Origin of the sequence: Tenacibaculum sp. Bg11-29, assembly GCF_002836595.1 — a bacterium.
Lineage (GTDB): Bacteria > Bacteroidota > Bacteroidia > Flavobacteriales > Flavobacteriaceae > Polaribacter.
In genome coordinates this window covers 145,342-165,339 of the sequence record NZ_PJBB01000003.1, presented here as the reverse complement: position 1 = coordinate 165,339, position 19,998 = coordinate 145,342, and the positions used below count along the sequence as shown (strand labels likewise).

The following is a 19,998-nucleotide window of genomic DNA, read 5'->3' as shown; positions in this document are numbered from 1 at the left end:
ATATAACATTATTAAGTGAAATTAAAAAATGGAAGAGCATAGAGTAAGAACCTCAATAATAAAACATGGAGAAACAATAATAAGAATATGTCCTTCTATACATGCTGGTACTATTGGTCCATTATTTAGTGGTAAGGTTAATAATGCCTTTGGGTTATGTTTAGTAAAAAATCCTTTAGGAGATTATATTTTAATAGTTTACATGAAACTTCAATTTTTCTTTGAAAATAATGGTAAGTTGACTTGGTTTTTTTTAGAAAAAAAATAATTTATCGATAAATTTGAAAGTGCTATAAGTCATAGATGGGGAAACATGAGAGTAATTAAAAATTTATCTTCTGGAGAAAAAGTTTATTTAGATTTTAGATTCCTTTCTTCCTTTGATGAATTGAATATTGGAGAACACTGGGAGATTTATGTATTAAAAATAAAAAGAGGAGAATTTGAACAAAGTTTTGTGAATTCTTATTTTGGAAGAGTACAACTTGATTCTGAGGATTTAACACCCTCTCTGAAATCTGTTGATATATATCAAAGAGGTGCAGTTCATGAGTTTGGTCATATGCTAGGTTTAGACGATGAGTATATTACCAGTTCTAAACATATTGATGATTTGAATTCAATAATGAATTCAGGGGAGGTAACCAGAATAAGACATGATTCTAGTTGTTTAAAATGGTTAAACGAAGTACTAAATGTAAAGAAATAAAATGAGAGTATTGAAAATTTTATTAATCATTTTAATTAGCTGTAATTTTATTAATTGCGATTCTAAAAAACAATTAAAAGAGAAATGGATTAACCTTAAAAATTCTAATAATGAGCAAACAGAAATTAAAAGAATTGAAAAATTGAGTGATTTTATTTCAAAAATAAACGGACATTTTAGAATGAATGGCATCACACAAAATAACGACACCTTAAATTTAATAATTCAAAGAACAGATTCAGTAAAATTGAGTCATATAAATATGATTATAAACTGGGAAAACAATAGTTATCATGCGAAAAATTGGAAACCAATTAATCTAAAAAACATTTATCTGTTTTTTAGAGAATAAAACTATACCAAAGTGAACAAGTAGCCTGTTTATTATAGGTGATGGTGTCTTTTATTGATTTGTTCTTTTCGTGCTTTAACTAGTTGGTTAGTAGTGTTTTATTTTTTCATATATTTTAATAAAACTGCAAATTTATCTTTTTAAAGATAAAAATTATGGCTAATTTTAGAGTTAACTAAAATATAGGGATATAGTTAATATTGGCTATATAATATTGTTGTGCATCATAAAACCGAATCGATAATGAAATACATAACCATCATAATTATTTTTTTAATTTCTACATTAGTAAATGGACAATGTATAAAGGATACTAATGTTCAATATTATGATAACAACTACCAAACCTATTCAAAAAGCTATAAAGTCACAGTTGAGTTTGGAACGGGTTCAGAAATATCTAATAATAATAATAATAATAACATTGGCTATGAAAGTGATGCTCTTTATTGTATTATATCTGGTTTTGATAAAAAACAGGAAGTGAAACTTTTTACAAATTTTAATAGCATTTACCAAACAAGTTGCCCTTCAATAACTTCAATTTTCAACAATGGTTATATAAAAGGAAAAGACCAAGATGGTCGGATTTGGAAAATTAAAAAACCAAGTTCGGGATATTATTCAAATAGCAATTACAATAGCCAAAGAAAATATAATAAACCTACAAGTAGTATAAATCATAAATATATCGCTTCTACATTAAAAAGTATGTAAGCTAAAATAGACCACAATAGAGAGGTTTTAAGTAAATTAATTGATAACCTTAACAGAAGAAGAGATTTTTTATATTATAAAATTGACAAACTAAATAACCCTGTGGTACTTGATAAAATGCGTCAAACGATTAACTCTAATATTGTGGGCTGTGTGAGAAATATTGATACTGTTAGCAACCGAGCGACATCATCAGTAGTTTCTTGTATGAATAGACAATTCATACAATTAGATATTTTAGAAACGGAAATAAATAATTATTCAACAACAGGAAACTTAAAGAGCTTTAGTGTTGTTAGTACCACTAAAAAGGATGTAAGTTATTCTGATGTGAAAAACATTATAAATAAAGAAGGTAAAACTTTCGTCGAAATTGAATACGTTTCCCCATATCAAAGTGATGGATGGATAACTATTGCTAAGGAAACATATTTATATGATGGGACTAACAATCTTAATTTAAAGTTAATTGGTGTTCGAAATATTACTGTATCACCTGAAAGAAAACCTGTTTCGTATAACACTAAAACTACTTTTGAATTAATATTTGAGCAACTTCCAGTAAATAGTAAGAAAATTAGCATAATAGAGTGCGAAAGAGATAGTTGTTTCAATTTTTACGGAATAGCAATATACTAATCATAACGAAAAATAACGTTGTACTATAACTAAGCATATTGCGTAACGATAGGCTAACGCCGTATGCCTTGAATAATGACTATAATTAATTCAGGTTTGTTTTATAACTTAAAGCTTAGAGTTTTAAACCAAGTCCGCCAAATCTTTTGATTTAGCTTTAAAGAAGAAAAGATAAAACAAAATATAAAGCTTTGGCTAAGTGCTTAATCAGAAATCATTTACTTTTAATTCCCATGTTAACCATAGCCTACATGTTATTACAGTCAATTACAAATCTCACAGGTTTTCAAAACCTGTGAGGTTTTTTTATTTGTAATTTTTGTTGTTTATATAAATTAGAAAACCCCAACGAATAAAGTCGGGGTTTATATTTTATAATTGCGTGAAATGTGTTTTAACCTTTAATTTTATCTAAAAACTCAACCTCTGAATAGGGTAGCATATTTTTTGCTATTTCTAACGGGCTCGTATGTTTGTTCTTTAGATTGAAAGTAATCAATTTATATAAATAAAGGGTTATAAATATTAGGGATTTAGAGTTTAGGCTAGATACAATATAATTGATGTCGTTTCATAGAGTGAAACCCTAATTTATGTCTTATTTTAAAAGCTGTAGCTTAGGTACTTAACTTCAAGCTAAAATAGAAGGGATAGCGAGTTCTCGGCTAGATACATAAAATTGATATCGTTTCATAGAAACCCCACCCTTCTATAATTTTCTTAGAACCTGAACAGTACCTAGATCCTAATTACAGAGATCGAATCAAACGCGAGCAAAGATGATAAAGAGAATTATTGCTTTAAAAACTACAAAATGGAAAAGAGATTAAAATAAAGTTTAGGGATTGATGTTTCTAAATTAAATTTATCATTGTCTCTAGGTTTTTTAACAGATAAATTATCTAAGGAATTTAGGGTTCATTCTGATGTTTCCAATGATGAATCAGGTCACAAAGAGCTTTTAAGGTGGTTGAAAGCCTCCATTGATTTTAATGTAGAGTTGTTGGTTGTAATGGAAGCTACAGGAGTTTATCATCAAGGCATTGCACACTATCTACATAAGAAAGGTTATGCCGTTAGCGTAATGCAATCAGGTCGTGTGAAACGTTATGCTCAGAGTTTGGATCAACGTTCAAAGACAGATGCTCTTGATAGCAGAATGCTCAGCATGCTAGGTCTTGAAAGATCTATCCGTCTCTGGCATCCACCAAGTGAAGACTTACAGGAATTAAAAGCACTTAGTAGAGAGCGAAGTTCATTATTAAAAGACAGAACGATGGGAAATAATCGTCAAGGAGCTATTGCATCTAGTATTTACAGTAATACTAAAGCGTTAAAAAGACACGTGGCGAGATTGAAACTTCTCAATTATCAGATAGAAGTCATAGAAAAAGAGATGCGATTACTCATTTCAAAAAATGAAGTATTGAAAAGAAAATTAGTTTTTTTGGAGAGTATTCCTGGCATCTCTTTCATCTCAGCAGCAACGATTGTTGGCGAGACTTTGGGTTTTGAATCAATGGTTAATGCAAAACAGTTGTCGAGTTATGCAGGTTATGATATTGTATTAAGAGAGTCTGGTAATTTTAAAGGAAAAACAAGAATCAGTAAAAGAGGAAATAGTCATATCAGAGCAGCTTTACATATGCCTTCAATGACCTGTGTTCGCTGTAATCCTACTTTAAAATAATTTTACAATAGATTAAAACCAAGGAAAGCGAAACCATTGGTAGCTTTAGTAGCTGTACAGCGAAAACTTTTAATATTAATGTTTACCTTATGGAAGAATGAAGAAAATTATGATGCTGAGTTTGAAAATAAAAAGCAGCAAAAGCATAAAACTCTTGCTGCACAGGATAATAATTTGATAAATCAACTTATTTCCTAAAAATTTAAATAAAAAATTTATTTTTTAACACAGTACCTATATCGTAAGTAGTACAATAAGGTAATTGAAACTGATTTATTGTAACTAGTGCGTTTTGACTTACCGAAATCAAAGAGCTAACAGTATTTAATAACCCTGTATAATCGTTATTAATGTTTAGTTTAAATATAGCATTGTTATTAGGGCTGTTAGTGGGTTTTAATGAAGTGAAATATTCTTTTTTAATTCATTAATTCTTTCTAGCGTTAACGGCTGTTTTGTGTTTTCTGTACTCATAATTTATTGCTTTTAGGAAAATATAAAGCCCGTATAAGTTTAGATGTCCTATACTGCAATAAAGAGTATTGCTATTGTTTCCAATATCGCCACCATACCACACGGGCAAAAGTTTTTTTAAAGTCATAATCTAATAGTTTTAGGAATAACAAAGGCAAGTAAAATAAAAAGCACTTCGGTTAAGAAGTGCTAAAAGGTGTTGTAATATTTTTTTGGTAATGAATGGGTTTGGGTACAAAAGCGAATTATTTGAAGCTTAATTATAAATCAATACAATTAAAGTTCTAGTATTTTTATTTGGTTACGATGTAGTTCAATTTTAGATTGTTTTTCTAAGGCTTTTAATAATCTAGAAATAACAACTCTAGAAGTATGTAGGTCGTTTGCTATTTGTAGGTGAGTAACATTTAAAGTATCATCACCAATAACCATTGCTTTATCTTTTAGATACTTATGTAGGCGTTCATTCATATTTAAAAAAGCAATAGAGTCTACAGCTTCAATAAATTCATTAAGTCGAGAATGATAACTTTGTAAAATATATTCTTGCCAGCTTTTGTATTTACTTAACCATTCAGACATTTTACCTTTAGGAATCATTAATACTGTAACATCCGTTTCGGCAATTGCTTTAATTTTACTCTTGGTTGCACCCATACAGCAAGAAAGTGTCATGGCACAAGTGTCACCTTTTTCTATATAATATAAAACAAGATCATCACCATCTTTATCTTCTCTTAAAACCTTAATTGCACCACTAATTATTAAGGGAATAGAAACTAGATAACTATCAATATCAATAATAGTTGAATTGGCTTTAAATTCCTTATAAATAGCAACCTCAGCTATTTCTTTAATTAAATCGTCTTCAAATAAATAACCGTAATGCTGTTCTAGTTTTTCTATCAATTTAATGCTTATTTATAAAGCATAATTTACAAATAAATTAAATAATAAAGCATGATTTCAATCAGATTTTTAGTTGAATTTATTGCTGAAATTTGATATAGAAATTAAAGATAAACTAAGTAATTAAAAAGAATAAAGATGAAAAAAAGAACACCAGTATCAGCTATTATGAGTGAAAACGTAATTACATTAAGTAGTACTGATGATTTATTACTTGCTGAAAAGTTATTTAAGAAAGAAAAAATAAGACATATTCCTGTTGTAAGCGGTACTGAAATAAAAGGGATGCTAAGTTATACTGATTTATTAAGAATTAGTTTTGCAGATGCTGCTGATGAAGATGAAAAAGATGTAGATACTGTGGTTTATAATATGTTTACTATTGATCAGGTAATGGCAAAAACATTAGTAACAGTAAATTCTTCGTCAACAATAAAAGAGGTTTCCGAAATTTTATCTAAAAAAGAATTTCACGCTTTACCAGTTGTTGATAATAACGAATTAGTTGGTATTGTAACTACAACCGATTTAATTAATTATTTATTAGAACAATTTTAAACTAAAAAGAGGAGGTTTTAAACCTCCTCTTTTCTTTATTTTAATTTACCAATTCTTTTAAGCTTTTAATAGTTTCGGTAGGGTTATCGCTTTTAAAAACATAACTACCAGCAACAAGTACATTAGCGCCAGCTTCAATAAGTTTATTAGCGTTTTTATCGGTTACACCACCATCTATTTCTATTTGACATTCAGAGTTTGAAAATTCAATAAGATGTTTTAGTTGACTTGTTTTTTTGTAAGTGTTTTCGATGAATGATTGCCCTCCAAAACCAGGATTTACACTCATAATACAAACTAAATCTAAATCTTGAATAATATCTTCTAAAACAGATATTGGTGTATGAGGGTTTAAAGCGATTCCTGCTTTCATTCCTGCTGCTTTTATAGCTTGAATTGTTCTATGTACGTGAGTACAAGCTTCGTAATGTACGGTTAAAATATCTGCACCTAAATCAGCAAAGGTTTCAATGTATTGATCTGGGTTTACAATCATTAAATGCACATCGATTGTTTTTTTAGCATGTTTTGTAATTGCTTTTAAAACTGGCATTCCGAAAGATATATTTGGTACAAATACACCATCCATAATATCAATATGAAACCAATCGGCATCACTATTGTTTACCATTTCGATGTCTCTTTGTAGGTTAGCAAAATCTGCTGCTAACACTGAAGGTGCAATTAAATTACTCATTAGTTTGTTGTTGTATTGTTAGCTTGCAAATATAAATAATTAGTGTTATAAAAAATATATAATAGCTGTTGTGTTTATTTTAGCCCTGATTGAAGCGGCATCCTTTTTTGAAGAATGAAAAAAAGATATAGCAAAAAGCAGGAAATAGCTTCTAATAAAAAAACTCTCGAAAATTAATTCGAGAGTTTTTTTATTTTATATACTCATTTATGAAAAATATGAGTGAGATACCTGATGTAATCTGCGATTACTAGCCTAAGTAAGTCATTAATATTTTACTACGAGATGTATGTTTTAATCTGCGGATTGCTTTTTCTTTAATTTGACGTACACGTTCACGAGTTAAATCGAAAGTTTCTCCAATTTCTTCTAAAGTCATTGGTTGGTGTTCACCTAAACCGAAGTAAAGTTTAACAACATCAGCTTCACGTGGTGTTAATGTTTCTAAGGCACGATTAATTTCAATACGTAAAGATTCGTGTAATAATGTTTTATCCGGGTTTGGTGATTCTCCTGAATTTAATACATCATATAAGTTAGAATCTTCACCTTCAATTAATGGAGCATCCATAGATACGTGACGACCAGAATTTTTCATTGATTCTTTTACGTCGTTTACTGTCATGTCTAATTTCTTAGCAATTTCTTCAGGACTTGGAGGTCTTTCATTTTCTTGCTCTAAGAAAGCATACATTTTATTAATCTTGTTAATAGATCCAATCTTGTTTAACGGTAAACGTACAATACGAGATTGTTCTGCTAATGCTTGTAATATAGATTGACGAATCCACCATACAGCATATGAGATAAATTTAAATCCACGAGTTTCATCAAAACGTTTTGCCGCTTTAATTAAACCTAAATTACCTTCGTTAATTAAATCAGGTAATGTTAATCCTTGGTTTTGATATTGCTTAGCTACCGAAACAACGAAACGTAAATTAGCTTTAGTTAATTTTTCTAAGGCTCTTTGGTCACCAGCTTTAATTCTTTGTGCTAATTCAACTTCTTCATCAGCAGTAATTAAATCTACCTTTCCTATTTCTTGTAAATATTTGTCTAAAGAAGCGGTTTCTCTATTAGTAACCTGCTTGGTAATTTTAAGTTGTCTCATCTAATTAAGTAATATTTTTTTAATTCATCAATCTCCCTACATAATATTATACGTTAGAAAAGGTGTTTATGTTACAAAAAAGTTTGTTTTTTATTAAAAAGTTTGTTTTTGGTTATTTATCGATACATAATGTTATTTAAACTTTTTTAAACTTTTTAAATGCTATTCATTCATTTAATTTATGATCTAAATACAACCAAAATGAATAGTATAGCAATAAAAATAACTGACGAAGATTTAGTTTTTGAAATAATTAGAACAAATGATAGAGAATTATTCGCACTATTATATGAGCGTTTTTATAGGCTTGTATACAATAAGTGTTATGGCTTCTCCAAAAATAAACATGAGGCAGAAGATTTAATGCATGATGTATTTATAAGATTGTTTTTTAAGTTAAAAACTTTTAAAGGGTCTTCTAAATTCTCTGTATGGTTATATTCTTTTACTTATAATTTTTGTGTAAACTATGTAAACCGTAATAGTTACAAGAAAAAACAAAAAATTACTGTAATAACAGATCGTATTAAAGATAATAATGATGAAGTTAATGATATAACTTTTTTTGAGTTAAAATCTGAAAAACTTAAAAAAGCATTAGCAATTATACCTGTTTCAGAAAAGAATATTCTTTTAATGAAATATCAAAAAGATATGAGTATTAATGACATATCTGAAATATTAGCTTTAGGACATAGTGCTGTGAAAATGCGAATAAAAAGAGCAAAACAAAAAGTTATAAAAGTTTACAGTAAATTATGAGTGAAAAATATGGTTTACCAATAAAAACATTATTGTTTTAAACAATATTTTGTGCGTAATACATTAATTTTATTGCATTATTAAATAGCAGTATAAGATAGTCTTTTTTATTTTATTTCTTTTTTAGTTAAAGAAGTGTTAAATTTGCAAATCTCTAAAAGAATAAAAAGTGACTTTTTTAAATAAAAGGGTCTTAACTAATTACAAGCCTAACTATAAATTAAGAACCAAACTTAGCTATTGAAAAGTCTTGATATAACAAAACTAAGCGATGAAGAGCTGGTTAGTAAAATTGTAGAAAAAAATGATACTCATTTGTTCGCAGTTTTATATGACCGTTATGCTGGTGTGGTATATAATAAATGTTATGGTTTTTCTAAAAATAAAGAAGAGGCACAAGATTTAACGCACGATGTATTTATTCTTTTATTTGGTAAATTAAGAACTTTTAAAGGTAAATCGAAATTTTCTACATGGCTGTATTCTTTTACCTATAATTTCTGTGTAAATTACGTGCAAAGAAATAAAGAGAAAAGAAAAGAAAAAGTAACAGTAGTTACAGATCAAATTAAAGAGAATAGTAACGAAGATGAAATTGACGATGCTACATTATTTGAATTAAAATCAGATAAATTAGCAAAGGCTCTAGAAATAATTGCTGCTTCCGAAAAAATGATTTTATTAATGAAATATCAAGATGATATGAGTATTAAAGATATTTCAATAACATTAGATCTGGGAGAGAGTGCTGTAAAAATGCGTTTGAAAAGAGCGAAAGGAAAAGTTATAAAAGCCTATAACGAATTGTAATAATTATGGATAACCCATTTAAGAAAATATTACATAACGAAGAGTTACCAGAAGTACTTAAAGAAAAAGTACTTAATGATGTGGCTATGATAAAACTGACTATAGATATGGCTGATTTATTTGTAGTGAAATACCCCAGTACAATCGTAGATCTATTGGGTGGAGGAGAAATTTCGACTAAAGAATAAATTAACTAAAATAGATTAAGAACTAATACTAATTATTATGTACGGATTACAAATTAATTTTTTTAAGCCCTTTAAAGATACTTTTGAAAGTATAATAGACAAGTTACCTACAGTAGCTGGGTTTATAGGTTTTGTTGTAGCTTCATGGTTATTGATAAAAGTTTTTTTATATATTATTAAAAAAGCGCTATCAAAAACAAAAATAGATGAATGGTCAAAAAAATTAAGTAAAACAGAAATATTTGGAAATTCAACTATAAATATTGTATTAACTAATGTAATATTAGCAGTATTGAAGTGGTTTTTGATTTTTGTGTTAGTTATGGTAGGCGCTGAAATGTTTGGTTTAAAAGTCGTATCAGAAGGAATAAAAAGCTTTTTTGCTTATCTACCAAGATTATTAACAGCTATTGCAATATTTGTTGTTGGAGCTTATTTAGGTACAGTAGTAAAGAAGGCTGTTCAAACAATGTTTAAATCGTTTGAAATTTCAGGTGGTAATTTAGTAGGGAATATTGCTTTTTATTTAATAGTAGTGTTTTTGTCAATAACAGCATTAGATCAAGCAGGGGTAGATACATCTATTATAAAGAGTAACTTAACTCTTTTAATAGGTTCAGTTCTTTTGGCATTTACTTTGGCATTTGGTCTTGGAGCTAAAGATATTGTAGCAAAATTACTTTATGGTTATTACTCTAGAAAAAACATAGGAATAGGTGAAAAGGTAATTATAGGTGATGTTGAGGGAGTTATAACAGCAATAGATAATATATGCTTAACGGTTACAACTGCTAATGAGAAAGTAGTCTTTCCGATCAAGGACGTTGTAGATAGTAAAATAATTGTTAAAAAATAAATAAATTTAAGTTTTTTTTATATCTTTGATGTATAAAATTTTAAAAGAATATGATAGATTTCGGGGGACTTCTATCTTATTAGTAAAGTTTTTCTTTACTGAAATGATCATCGTAAGATGATCATTTTTTTTTTGATATATAAATATGTGACTTGAAATAAATAATTGTGTCACATACCAAGAAGGTAGAATTCGGGGGACTCCTGCCTTCTTGGTTATTTAAATGACTTTCGGAAACGGAAGTCATTTTCTTTGTATTTTATTTTCTGTTTATAAGGTAGTTATTAGAATAAAAAAAAGCTACTAAATTAATAGTAGCTTTTTTTTTTATTCAAAAGATAAATGTAGAAACACTCCTCTTGTGCCTAGATAGTCAATAGGATCTGTCCATTGACTTAAGGCTTTATTGTCATGTACAATTTCATTGTTAATCGCAAAAACACCTCTTATAGAAGGAGAGAACTTAAAGTAACTGAAATAAAAATCTACACCAACTCCTATCTCATACATTATATTGCTTGTTGTTGTTCTAAACTCTCCAGTAAAATTATCGTTATTATTATTTTCATTACTCGAAAAATTATAATCATATGATATACCTCCTAGCACATATGGCCTTACATTATTAAGTCTATTAGTACTTAGTTTTAAGACTAGAGGTAAATGTAAATAAGTAGCTCCAACTTCTCTAATTTTTACATTATCTGCTCCAGAAATATGCTTAAATGTTAATGTTTTGGTGTTAGACATTAATCCAGGTTCAAACCTTAAGTTTATGTTGTTGTGTAATCGCAAATCGGCAATTAAACCAACATTAAAACCAATAGAAGATGTAACTTCTATTTCCGCATTATTAAAAGAACTCGGCTTATAAGATACTTTATAACTATTGTTATTAGTCCCTAAATAAAAACCATAATGAAAAAGGTCCTTATCAAAACTAGGGAGGTTTAGTATTTTTTCACGTTGTGCTTGAGAGCTGTATGAAATAAATCCGAAGAATCCGAGAAGAAAGAGTTTTTTTAGCATATTATTTTAAAGCGGTATAAATTGATGCAACACCAAAAGTTACAGGTAAATTGTTAGCACTATTAAACCCGTTTTTTTGTAAAATATTGTTAAAGGCTTCTCCAAAAGGAAAAGAATTAGCACTTTCAGATAAATATGAGTATGCTACTTTGTCTTTTGAAAATATTTTACCAATAACAGGTAAGATAAAATTAGTGTAAAATTTATAGCCTTGTTTAAAAGGAAACTTGGTAGGGTTAGAGGTTTCTAGCACTACAAATTTACCTCCAGGTTTTAAAACGCGGTATATTTCAGTTAAACCTTTGTCAAGATTTTCAAAATTTCGGACTCCAAAAGAAACAGTAATAGCATCAAAAGTATTGTTATCAAAAGGGATATTTTCACTATCGCCAACAATCATTTCAATTTTATCTGATAAGTTAGCTTTTGCTATTTTTTGCTTTCCAACTTCTAACATTCCAGAAGAGATATCTAAACCAATAATTTTTTTAGGATTCAGTTTTGCCATCATTAAAGCTAGGTCACCAGTTCCTGTAGCAATATCTAAAATTTGTTGAGGGTTATTTTCTCCAATTAATTTTACTACCTTTTTTCTCCAACTAACATCAATTCCTAAAGAAATAATGCGATTTAAGCCATCGTAATCTTCAGAAATATTGTCAAACATTTTAGCGACCTGCTCTTTTTTCCCTAATTCAGAATCTTTGTATGGTTTGATTGTTTTTGACATATAAGTTTAAGAATTATCCGTTAATTGCAACTACTTCGTTAATTAGGTTTGGGAGCATATCTTTAAGCATTGTTTCAATACCATTTTTTAAAGTTACGGTTGATGAAGGACATCCGCTACAAGCTCCTTGCAAAATTACACTAACTCTTTTGGTTTCTTTATCGTATGATTGAAATGCAATATTACCACCATCTGAAGCAACAGCTGGCTTAATGTATTCGTCTAAAATATCAACAATTTTAGCTTCAGTATCAGTTAAATCTTCTTTAGGTATTTCAACATTTTGCTTGGTTTGTTGTTTCGGAAGCTCTTGTATAATTGTTTTTCCATCTTGAATATAGCTTCTTATGAAAGTACGAATTTCTTGATGTACTTCATTCCATTCTATCATGTCGTATTTTGTAATCGACACATAATTTTCAGAAATAAAAATTTCTTTTACAAACGGAAATCCGAATAGTTCTTGTGCTAACGGTGAAGATTTACTCGCTTCTTCAATGTTTTTAAATTCAACATCTGTCTGGGTAAGCGCTTTGTTAGAACCGAATTTCATTACAGCTGGGTTTGGTGTAACCTCGGCATATACTTCAACGGCGTCTTTTTTCTTTGTTTCTTCTTTTACAAGTGTATTTCCTTCTTGTAAATAGTTTTCAATCTGTTCACGAACCTCTTCTTCAACATCATCCCACTGAACGATGTCATAACGTTGAATGGCAATAAAGTTTGCTGTAATTAATATTTTCTTTACAAATGGAAGATAAAAAAGTTGTTGTGCTAAATGTGAATCTTTAGCTTCATCTATATTGTTGAATTCATAACTACCACCGTTTATTAAAATTGTATTACTCACAAATTTAAGAATGGTTTCGTTATTAGTTTCCTGTGTGTTTATTTTAATTGAGCTCATAAGTTGTAAAATGAAGTGCAAAATTACGGTAAAAAACTGATATATGTGAATATAAAAAGTCCTGCGAAAGCAGGACTTTTTATATAAAGTTGTTATCTATACGATTATAAGCTAAAAGTAACAGTAGCTGAAATTCTTGAGGTGTTGTTTTTTATATTTAAATCTTCAGTATTATAAATAGTGTAATATTGTTTGTTTTCATAATTGCTATACGCTAAATCAAACTTCATGTTTCCAAAGTTATAACCTAAGCCAGCAGAATATCCTTTAACATTATCTTTATTTGTATTGCTTCCTAAAAGAAGGTTTGGATCTTTTTCATAATGATATCCACCTCGAATACTCATTTTATCAAAACGCCATTCTGTACCAATATTTAACGATTGGGTATTACGGTAGTTGTTTGTGAAATTTGCATTTTCTTGAGAAAAATTACCATTATTAAATTTTGTGTTTTTGTAGTCTTTATATGTGTAATCAAAGCTAATTAGTCCTTTTTTACCAAATATATAAGCACCACTAGCAGTAATTCTACTAGGAGATCTAAATTTGTATAAATATGATTCTGGAGTTATATTATCAATATCTGAATCAATATTTAAGTTTTCTACTTCATTCATTATCAATTCATCATAATAATCTTCAATAACTTCTTGGTACCAAGTTGGGGTTTCGTATGCTAATCCAACACGAAAGTTCTGGTTTAGTTTATAAATGAAACCTAAGCCAAGAGAAATTCCGCTTCCTTGTATAGATGTTTCAGAATAGCTCTCAACATCTAAAATATTTCCATTAATGTCATCGTTCACTTCATTAAAATAAGCTTCTCTATAAAATTCTATATCATGAAAATTTACAGAAGCACCTAAAAATAATTTATTTTGATGTACTGCAGAAAAACCAACGTTAAAAACACTTGTTTGTCCTTGGGTTCTACTTGAATTATATTGTTCTATACTACCATCAAACTGTGTTTTTACAGTTTTGCTATCAGCAACATGCTCGTTATAAAATAAGTTATTACTATTTCCTTCAGCAGAGTAAAAACCATCAAAATCTTTTTTAACTCTATAGTTAAAACTTAAAGCAAATCGATTCCATTCAGAATTATATGCTGTATCAAAAGATAAAATTCCACCTGCCTGACTAATGTCTAGGTAATTGTCTTGTATATTAGTTGTATTTCCGTAATACATAGAAGAATATTCTGTATTACGATTACTTAGTGTAGCAGAAAATACACTTTTTTTGGCAACTGAAGCTCCTGCTGGATTAATTCCTAAAGAAGAAACATCTCCACCTAGAGCACCGAAGGCACCACTCATTGCTTCAAAGCGAGCAGTTCCATAATTATCGTCTTTAGAAAATAAAATACCTAAATCATTATATCCTAAAGATTGAGAAAAGGCAGTATGAGTACTAGCGATAACTATCGCAAAAATTAAAATTCGTTTCATGTTTTTCGTTAAATTAGTTTAAAAACTTATTTAGAAAATTTGGTTAAAATTATCTTCGACTACCTCTTGAGCTTCTACGACTAGAAGAAGAGCTTCTCGAGCTTCTATTAGAGCGGCTTCTTGATGGAGAAGAACTACTTCTAGTACTTCTGTTTGAGCTTTGTCTAGATGGAGTATAAGAAGAGTTTCTAGAGTTTTCTGAATTTCTATTAGAAGAGTAAGTTCTGGTACTTCTTTTTGGAGTAGTGTTACTTTGTGATCTTCTAGTGCTTTTTCTTGTTGAATTTACAGTTCTTGTATTATAACTACGATTTGCATTACCTGTACTTCTGGTATTTCTTGAAGACCTATTGTTGTAACTTCTTGTATTTCTCGTATTTCTTGTTGCTCTTTTTTTGTTAGAGTCATAGCTTCTTGTACCTCTTGAACGAGTACTTCTGTTATTTCTATTGTAAACTCTTGAAGATCTTCTTGAACTTGTAGCACTTCGTCTTGCCTTATTATAACTTCTTCGTGAATTATATGCGGTTCTGTTTTTTCTATATGGATTAGATCCTCTATATGAACTGTAATAGCGATTATTGTATCTTGAGTTGTTATAATATCTATTTGAGCGATAATAATTATTTCTGTAGTAAGGAGGACAATAAAAAGAATTGTAAAAACCACCACCTATATTAGAATAAGCTCCATAGTTATAAGGATGCCAATAATTGTTATAACCTCCGTAATTTGAGTAACGTGAACGCCACCATGGTCTATTATAATTATAGCCATAATAAGTATCCCAATTATTGTAGTGCCCCCATTGAGGTGATGTGTTAATATTTATTACAACATCACTAGAGTTATTGTTATAGCCCCAAGGTTCATTATTGTTGTAGCTAATACTTACTTCAGATTCTTCTTCATTTAAGTCTTGCTCATTATTATAAAGGGTATCTTCAGAAGAATAATCATCTATGTCAGTAATAATATCAGTTTCATTTAAGTCTTCTAAGCGTTCAACTTCTTTAGTAAAGTAGTTTTCTTCGTGCTCTTTATACTCTTTATTGTTTGCAACAATAATTCTGCGCTGAGGTTGTTCTTGTTGTTCGTCGTCAGCATAGATTCCATCATCATTACCAGCAACAGTTTGCATTGTTCCGCAAGAAACAAGTGTCGTCATTATAAATAATGAAAGTATATAAAAGGGAAGTTTGGTCTTGGTGTAATGTAACTTCATTGCTTAAATTTTTAAGGTTATAAAAAATAAATTCGAAAATTGGAGCGCAAAATAGTATTTCTTTGTTGGGCTTGTACCCTTTTTAATGTAGTTTTGCATAGACAATTTTACGTTGATTAAATAACAATATTTGTGCCAAACTTTTGATTATGAGTAAACATTTAACAAAAAGAGATGAAGATTATTCTAAATGGTATAACGAATTAGTTGTAAAAGCTGATTTAGCTGAGAATTCAGCGGTTAGAGGATGTATGGTAATTAAGCCCTACGGATATGCTATTTGGGAGAAAATGCAAGCTGAATTAGACAGGATGTTTAAAGAAACAGGGCATGAGAATGCTTATTTTCCACTATTTGTTCCTAAAAGTTTGTTTGAAGCTGAAGAAAAAAATGCAGAAGGTTTTGCTAAAGAATGTGCAGTAGTAACACATTATCGTTTGCAAAGCGATCCTGATAATGAAGGGAAATTACGTGTAGATCCTGAAGCTAAACTTGAAGAAGAACTAGTAGTTCGTCCGACATCTGAAGCAATTATATGGAATACCTATAAAGGTTGGATACAATCGTATCGTGATTTACCTTTATTAATAAATCAATGGGCAAATGTAGTTCGTTGGGAAATGCGTACTCGTTTATTTTTACGAACTGCTGAGTTTTTATGGCAAGAAGGACATACGGCTCATGCAACTAAAGCAGAAGCAATATCTGAAGCAAAACAAATGCAAGAAGTGTATGCAATATTTGCTGAGAATTTTATGGCAATGCCTGTAATAAAAGGAGCTAAGTCTGAGAGTGAACGTTTCGCAGGAGCTGATGACACTTTGACTATTGAGGCATTAATGCAAGATGGTAAAGCATTACAAGCAGGAACCTCTCATTTCTTAGGGCAAAATTTTGCTAAGGCTTTTGATGTGAAATATACTTCTAAAGAAGGGAAAAAAGAGCATGTTTGGGCGACTTCTTGGGGTGTTTCAACACGTTTAATAGGTGGGTTGATTATGACTCATTCTGATGATGCAGGTTTGGTATTACCACCAAAACTAGCGCCTATTCAAGTTGTAATTGTTCCTATATATAAAGGAGATGACCAATTAAATGCAATTACTGAAAAAGTTGATGTAATTGTTAAGGAGCTACGTGAAAAAGGTGTTTCTGTTAAATTTGATAATAGAGATACATATAGGCCAGGAGCAAAGTTCGCTGAGTATGAGTTAAAAGGAGTTCCTGTAAGAATAGCAATGGGTAATCGTGATTTAGAAAATGGTACTGTTGAAGTTGCTCGTCGTGATACTTTTGAAAAGAAAACAGTTCCTATTGATGAAGTTGTAAACGTTGCTGTTAAACTATTAGAAGATATTCAAGAAAACTTGTTTAAAAAAGCTTTAGACTATAGAAGTAACCATACAACAGAGGTTAATACATTTGAAGAGTTTAAAGAGATTATAAAAAATAAGGGGGGGTTTGTTTCTGCTCATTGGGACGGAACCATTGAAACCGAAGATAAGATTAAAGAATTAACAAAGGCTACTATTAGGTGCATTCCTAATGATGCTAAAGAAGAAGTTGGTAAGTGTGTCTTTACAGGCAATCCATCTTCTAAAAGAGTCCTTTTTGCAAAGGCATACTAATAAAAAAACCTGCCTTTAGAGTGCACCCAAAAGTTTAGACAAATTTATAATTAATTTTGATAATGATGAGTTCGATATTTTATCGGACTCATTTTGTTTAAATTAGATTTTATTCTTTCGTAATTATAATAGATTATATACTCACTAATTTCTTTTTTTAATTGTTCAATTGACTTGTATTTTTTCAGATAGAATAATTCTGATTTTAGTATTCCAAAGAAATTTTCAATAATTGCATTATCTAAACAATTTCCTTTTCTTGACATACTTTGTTTAATTTCTTTTTCTTTTAATAAATATTGATATTGTTTCATTTGATATTGCCAACCTTGATCAGTGTGTAATATTAAGTTCGTATTATCTGGTATTTTTTTAAAAGCTTTTTTCAACATCATAACTACTTGCATAAACACTGGTCTTTCAGTTAGTTCATAGCTTATTATTTCTTGATTAAATAAATCAATTATAGGTGATAAATAGAGTTTCTTACCTAACACATTAAATTCGGTTATATCTGTTGCCCATTTTTTATTAGGAGTATATGCTTTAAATTTCCGTTCTAATATATTAGGTGCTATTCTTCCAAATTTGCCTTTATAGGATTTATATTTTTTTACTCTTATAAGGCTTTTTAACCCTAATGATTTCATCAACCTTAAAACAGTTTTATGATTAATAATAATCCCATTATTGTTCAACTGATCAGTAATGCGTCTATATCCATAACGCCCTTTGTGTTTGTGATAAATAGTTGTTATTAACTCTTTTATTACTTTGTACTTATCAGTTGACTTGTTTTGTTTCTGATGATAATAAAAACTACTTCTAGCTATATTTGTGTGTGTGTTACAAGTAATTCTAAATCATACTTATGCCTTAATTCCATAATAATTTTTACTTTCTTGCTTTTTTTTCTGCTTGAATTAAGGCATGAAACTTTTTTAGTAAATCGTTCTCACATCTTAAAGATTCTATCTCTTGCAACAACTCTTCTTCCCTTGTTAAAGGTTTAGTTGATTTGTGTTTTTTCGTTTAAAATTAGCCATAGATTTAGGTCTGCCTTTTTTAGCTTTAGGTTGTAACCCTTCAAAACCAAAGTTAGCAAAACTTCTTTTCCATTTAACAATCACACCAGGGTCTGGAATATTGAATCTAAAACAAGCATCTCTTAACGATAAAAATTATTTATCGATTAACTGTAAAACTTCTAACTTGAAAGTAGCTGAATAGCTCCTGTTATTCCTAGGTAATAATCCTTTTTCTCTTTGGATTTTGTAAAAACCAACCCATTTACGAATGTTAGATTCATTTAGACCTTTTTGTTTAGAAACAGCTTCTGCTGAATAGTGTGATTCTAAAACTAATTTTACACATTCAAGTTTAAATGCATAATCATACTTGACTTTTCTGCCCATAAAAATACCCCCAAATAGTGTCTAACTTTTTGGGGGCAATGTACTTTGCAGGTTTTTTTATTTTATTAATTATAGGATAGTTTTATACGGTTGTTATTAATAGCTAAGCTAACATCTTTTATGCCTCACTTCAAAAGATAAAGTTATAAAGAGAGGTTCGTAATTTTCATGTAGTTTTTTAAGAAGTTAATATTTTAATAGTGTGTTATTGTTGTTTGACCATATTTTTATTTCTAAATAAATATTTAATGAAAAATAAATTATTTTATAATTAGTTGGTTTTTATGTGTTTGTTGATTTTAAATTAATAAAAAATAAAAAACTTTAAAAAAGCATTGTGCAAGTGAAAAAGTGTTTCTATATTTGCACCCGCAATCAGGAAATATGATTGCTCTGGTCCGTTCGTCTAGGGGTTAGGACGCATGGTTTTCATCCATGTAACACGGGTTCGATTCCCGTACGGACTACAAGTTTAATTAACTTAGATAAGAGTTAAAAGTTTTATCAAAAGAAGATTAAAAATATTAAAATTACATTGCAGATATAGATTTTTTTTATATATTTGCAGCCGCAATCAGAACGATTGTTTTGGTCCGTTCGTCTAGGGGTTAGGACGCATGGTTTTCATCCATGTAACACGGGTTCGATTCCCGTACGGACTACAAAGTTTTTTATAAACAATTAAGAATTAGTATAATGGCAAATCACAAGTCAGCGATTAAAAGAATTAGAAGTAACGACGTAAAGCGTTTAAGAAATAAATATCAGCACAAAACTACACGTAATGCTGTTAGAAACTTAAAAGCAACGGAAGACAAAAAGGAAGCAGAAGGAATGTTTTCTAAAGTTGTATCTATGTTAGATAAATTAGCTAAAAACAATATTATTCATAAGAATAAGGCGGCTAACTTAAAATCTAAATTAGCTAAACACGTAGCTGCTTTATAAAAAAAAAGTATTTTAAATACATAAAAAACGTTTCAATTTTTATTGAAGCGTTTTTTTATGCGTTTATTTTTATTACTTGTACTCTTATAGAGCACAAGTAATAAAAATTTTAGAGTGCTGTGTAAGTTCTAAAACATAAAACTCTTTACCTTTAGAATAAGTAAATACTTAATACTTAAAACCA

At 29.3% G+C, this 19,998-nt stretch carries 23 protein-coding genes and 2 tRNA genes; 15 read left to right on the top strand and 10 right to left on the bottom strand.

The annotated features are described in order from the left end of the window. Positions 1–28: 28 nt before the first annotated feature. The 6 genes from CXF68_RS00755 to CXF68_RS00730 all read left to right on the top strand — a co-directional run bounded on the left by CXF68_RS00755 (position 29) and on the right by CXF68_RS00730 (position 4,107). Positions 29–268 (top strand): hypothetical protein, encoded by a 240-nt coding sequence (locus tag CXF68_RS00755; protein WP_101042459.1) that lies wholly within the window; start codon positions 29–31, stop codon positions 266–268. A gap of 45 nt (positions 269–313) precedes the next feature. Beyond that, positions 314–709 carry a hypothetical protein gene (locus CXF68_RS00750; protein WP_101042458.1) on the top strand — a complete coding sequence of 132 codons (396 nt, stop codon included), beginning with the start codon at positions 314–316 and terminating at the stop codon, positions 707–709. A gap of 10 nt (positions 710–719) precedes the next feature. Then, positions 720–1,061 (top strand): hypothetical protein, encoded by a 342-nt coding sequence (locus CXF68_RS00745; protein WP_198553735.1) that lies wholly within the window; start codon positions 720–722, stop codon positions 1,059–1,061. 243 nt (positions 1,062–1,304) lie between these two features. Continuing rightward, a complete protein-coding gene (locus tag CXF68_RS00740; protein ID WP_101042456.1) occupies positions 1,305–1,778 on the top strand; it encodes a hypothetical protein in 474 nt (157 codons plus the stop codon). 102 nt (positions 1,779–1,880) lie between these two features. Beyond that, positions 1,881–2,417: a hypothetical protein gene (locus CXF68_RS00735; RefSeq protein WP_198553734.1), complete on the top strand. Its 537-nt coding sequence runs from the start codon at positions 1,881–1,883 to the stop codon at positions 2,415–2,417. An 844-nt stretch (positions 2,418–3,261) separates the two neighbouring features. Beyond that, a complete protein-coding gene (locus tag CXF68_RS00730; protein WP_255398702.1) occupies positions 3,262–4,107 on the top strand; it encodes an IS110 family transposase in 846 nt (281 codons plus the stop codon). Between the two features lie 750 nt (positions 4,108–4,857). Here the strand turns inward: CXF68_RS00730 and CXF68_RS00725 are convergent. Next, positions 4,858–5,490 (bottom strand): Crp/Fnr family transcriptional regulator, encoded by a 633-nt coding sequence (locus tag CXF68_RS00725; protein ID WP_101042453.1) that lies wholly within the window; start codon positions 5,488–5,490, stop codon positions 4,858–4,860. Between the two features lie 138 nt (positions 5,491–5,628). Here CXF68_RS00725 and CXF68_RS00720 point away from each other — a divergent pair, with 138 nt between their 5' ends. Beyond that, positions 5,629–6,048 (top strand): CBS domain-containing protein, encoded by a 420-nt coding sequence (locus CXF68_RS00720; RefSeq protein ID WP_101042452.1) that lies wholly within the window; start codon positions 5,629–5,631, stop codon positions 6,046–6,048. Positions 6,049–6,088: 40 nt separating this feature from the next. Here the strand turns inward: CXF68_RS00720 and rpe are convergent, their stop codons facing one another. Both rpe and CXF68_RS00710 read right to left on the bottom strand, forming a co-directional pair. Next, positions 6,089–6,745: a ribulose-phosphate 3-epimerase gene (gene rpe, locus CXF68_RS00715; protein ID WP_101042451.1), complete on the bottom strand. Its 657-nt coding sequence runs from the start codon at positions 6,743–6,745 to the stop codon at positions 6,089–6,091. A gap of 250 nt (positions 6,746–6,995) precedes the next feature. Then, on the bottom strand, positions 6,996–7,859 hold the full coding sequence (locus CXF68_RS00710; protein WP_028890199.1) for an RNA polymerase sigma factor RpoD/SigA: 864 nt from the start codon (positions 7,857–7,859) through the stop codon (positions 6,996–6,998). A gap of 201 nt (positions 7,860–8,060) precedes the next feature. On the opposite strand from CXF68_RS00710, the gene CXF68_RS00705 reads away from it, so the two are divergent. The 4 genes from CXF68_RS00705 to CXF68_RS00690 all read left to right on the top strand — a co-directional run bounded on the left by CXF68_RS00705 (position 8,061) and on the right by CXF68_RS00690 (position 10,475). Beyond that, positions 8,061–8,621, top strand: coding sequence for an RNA polymerase sigma factor (locus CXF68_RS00705; RefSeq protein WP_232771589.1), 561 nt, complete (start codon positions 8,061–8,063; stop codon positions 8,619–8,621). Positions 8,622–8,861: 240 nt separating this feature from the next. Further along, positions 8,862–9,431, top strand: a complete 570-nt coding sequence (locus CXF68_RS00700) for an RNA polymerase sigma factor (RefSeq protein WP_101042449.1) — start codon at positions 8,862–8,864, stop codon at positions 9,429–9,431. Between the two features lie 5 nt (positions 9,432–9,436). After that, a complete protein-coding gene (locus CXF68_RS00695; RefSeq protein ID WP_101042448.1) occupies positions 9,437–9,619 on the top strand; it encodes a hypothetical protein in 183 nt (60 codons plus the stop codon). A gap of 37 nt (positions 9,620–9,656) precedes the next feature. Next, a complete protein-coding gene (locus CXF68_RS00690) occupies positions 9,657–10,475 on the top strand; it encodes a small-conductance mechanosensitive channel (RefSeq protein WP_101042447.1) in 819 nt (272 codons plus the stop codon). Between the two features lie 327 nt (positions 10,476–10,802). Here CXF68_RS00690 and CXF68_RS00685 read toward each other — a convergent pair whose 3' ends face one another. From CXF68_RS00685 to CXF68_RS00665, 5 genes are all read right to left on the bottom strand, one after another. Beyond that, positions 10,803–11,504, bottom strand: a complete 702-nt coding sequence (locus CXF68_RS00685; protein ID WP_101042446.1) for a porin family protein — start codon at positions 11,502–11,504, stop codon at positions 10,803–10,805. A 1-nt stretch (position 11,505) separates the two neighbouring features. Continuing rightward, positions 11,506–12,234: a bifunctional demethylmenaquinone methyltransferase/2-methoxy-6-polyprenyl-1,4-benzoquinol methylase UbiE gene (gene ubiE / locus CXF68_RS00680; RefSeq protein WP_101042445.1), complete on the bottom strand. Its 729-nt coding sequence runs from the start codon at positions 12,232–12,234 to the stop codon at positions 11,506–11,508. 13 nt (positions 12,235–12,247) lie between these two features. Next, positions 12,248–13,141: a NifU family protein gene (locus CXF68_RS00675; protein WP_101042444.1), complete on the bottom strand. Its 894-nt coding sequence runs from the start codon at positions 13,139–13,141 to the stop codon at positions 12,248–12,250. Between the two features lie 104 nt (positions 13,142–13,245). Then, positions 13,246–14,598, bottom strand: coding sequence for an OmpP1/FadL family transporter (locus CXF68_RS00670; RefSeq protein WP_101042443.1), 1,353 nt, complete (start codon positions 14,596–14,598; stop codon positions 13,246–13,248). Positions 14,599–14,647: 49 nt separating this feature from the next. Beyond that, on the bottom strand, positions 14,648–15,823 hold the full coding sequence (locus CXF68_RS00665; protein WP_157821825.1) for a hypothetical protein: 1,176 nt from the start codon (positions 15,821–15,823) through the stop codon (positions 14,648–14,650). Between the two features lie 149 nt (positions 15,824–15,972). On the opposite strand from CXF68_RS00665, the gene proS reads away from it, so the two are divergent. Next, on the top strand, positions 15,973–17,451 hold the full coding sequence (gene proS / locus CXF68_RS00660; RefSeq protein WP_101042441.1) for a proline--tRNA ligase: 1,479 nt from the start codon (positions 15,973–15,975) through the stop codon (positions 17,449–17,451). A gap of 50 nt (positions 17,452–17,501) precedes the next feature. Here proS and CXF68_RS00655 read toward each other — a convergent pair whose 3' ends face one another. Both CXF68_RS00655 and CXF68_RS20775 read right to left on the bottom strand, forming a co-directional pair. Then, complete coding sequence (locus tag CXF68_RS00655; protein ID WP_232771692.1) at positions 17,502–18,284, bottom strand: IS3 family transposase; 783 nt, start codon at positions 18,282–18,284, stop codon at positions 17,502–17,504. 348 nt (positions 18,285–18,632) lie between these two features. Next, the gene (locus CXF68_RS20775; RefSeq protein ID WP_198553733.1) at positions 18,633–18,866 is read right to left on the bottom strand and encodes a transposase; all 234 of its coding nucleotides are present in this window, start codon (positions 18,864–18,866) and stop codon (positions 18,633–18,635) included. A gap of 395 nt (positions 18,867–19,261) precedes the next feature. Between CXF68_RS20775 and CXF68_RS00645 the strand changes: the two genes are divergently transcribed. The 3 genes from CXF68_RS00645 to rpsT all read left to right on the top strand — a co-directional run bounded on the left by CXF68_RS00645 (position 19,262) and on the right by rpsT (position 19,814). Then, positions 19,262–19,333: transfer RNA gene (locus tag CXF68_RS00645), tRNA-Glu, on the top strand. A gap of 123 nt (positions 19,334–19,456) precedes the next feature. Further along, positions 19,457–19,528 (top strand) — tRNA-Glu (locus CXF68_RS00640). Positions 19,529–19,562: 34 nt separating this feature from the next. Then, positions 19,563–19,814, top strand: coding sequence for a 30S ribosomal protein S20 (gene rpsT / locus CXF68_RS00635; protein WP_028890188.1), 252 nt, complete (start codon positions 19,563–19,565; stop codon positions 19,812–19,814). The last annotated feature ends 184 nt before the right edge of the window (positions 19,815–19,998 follow it).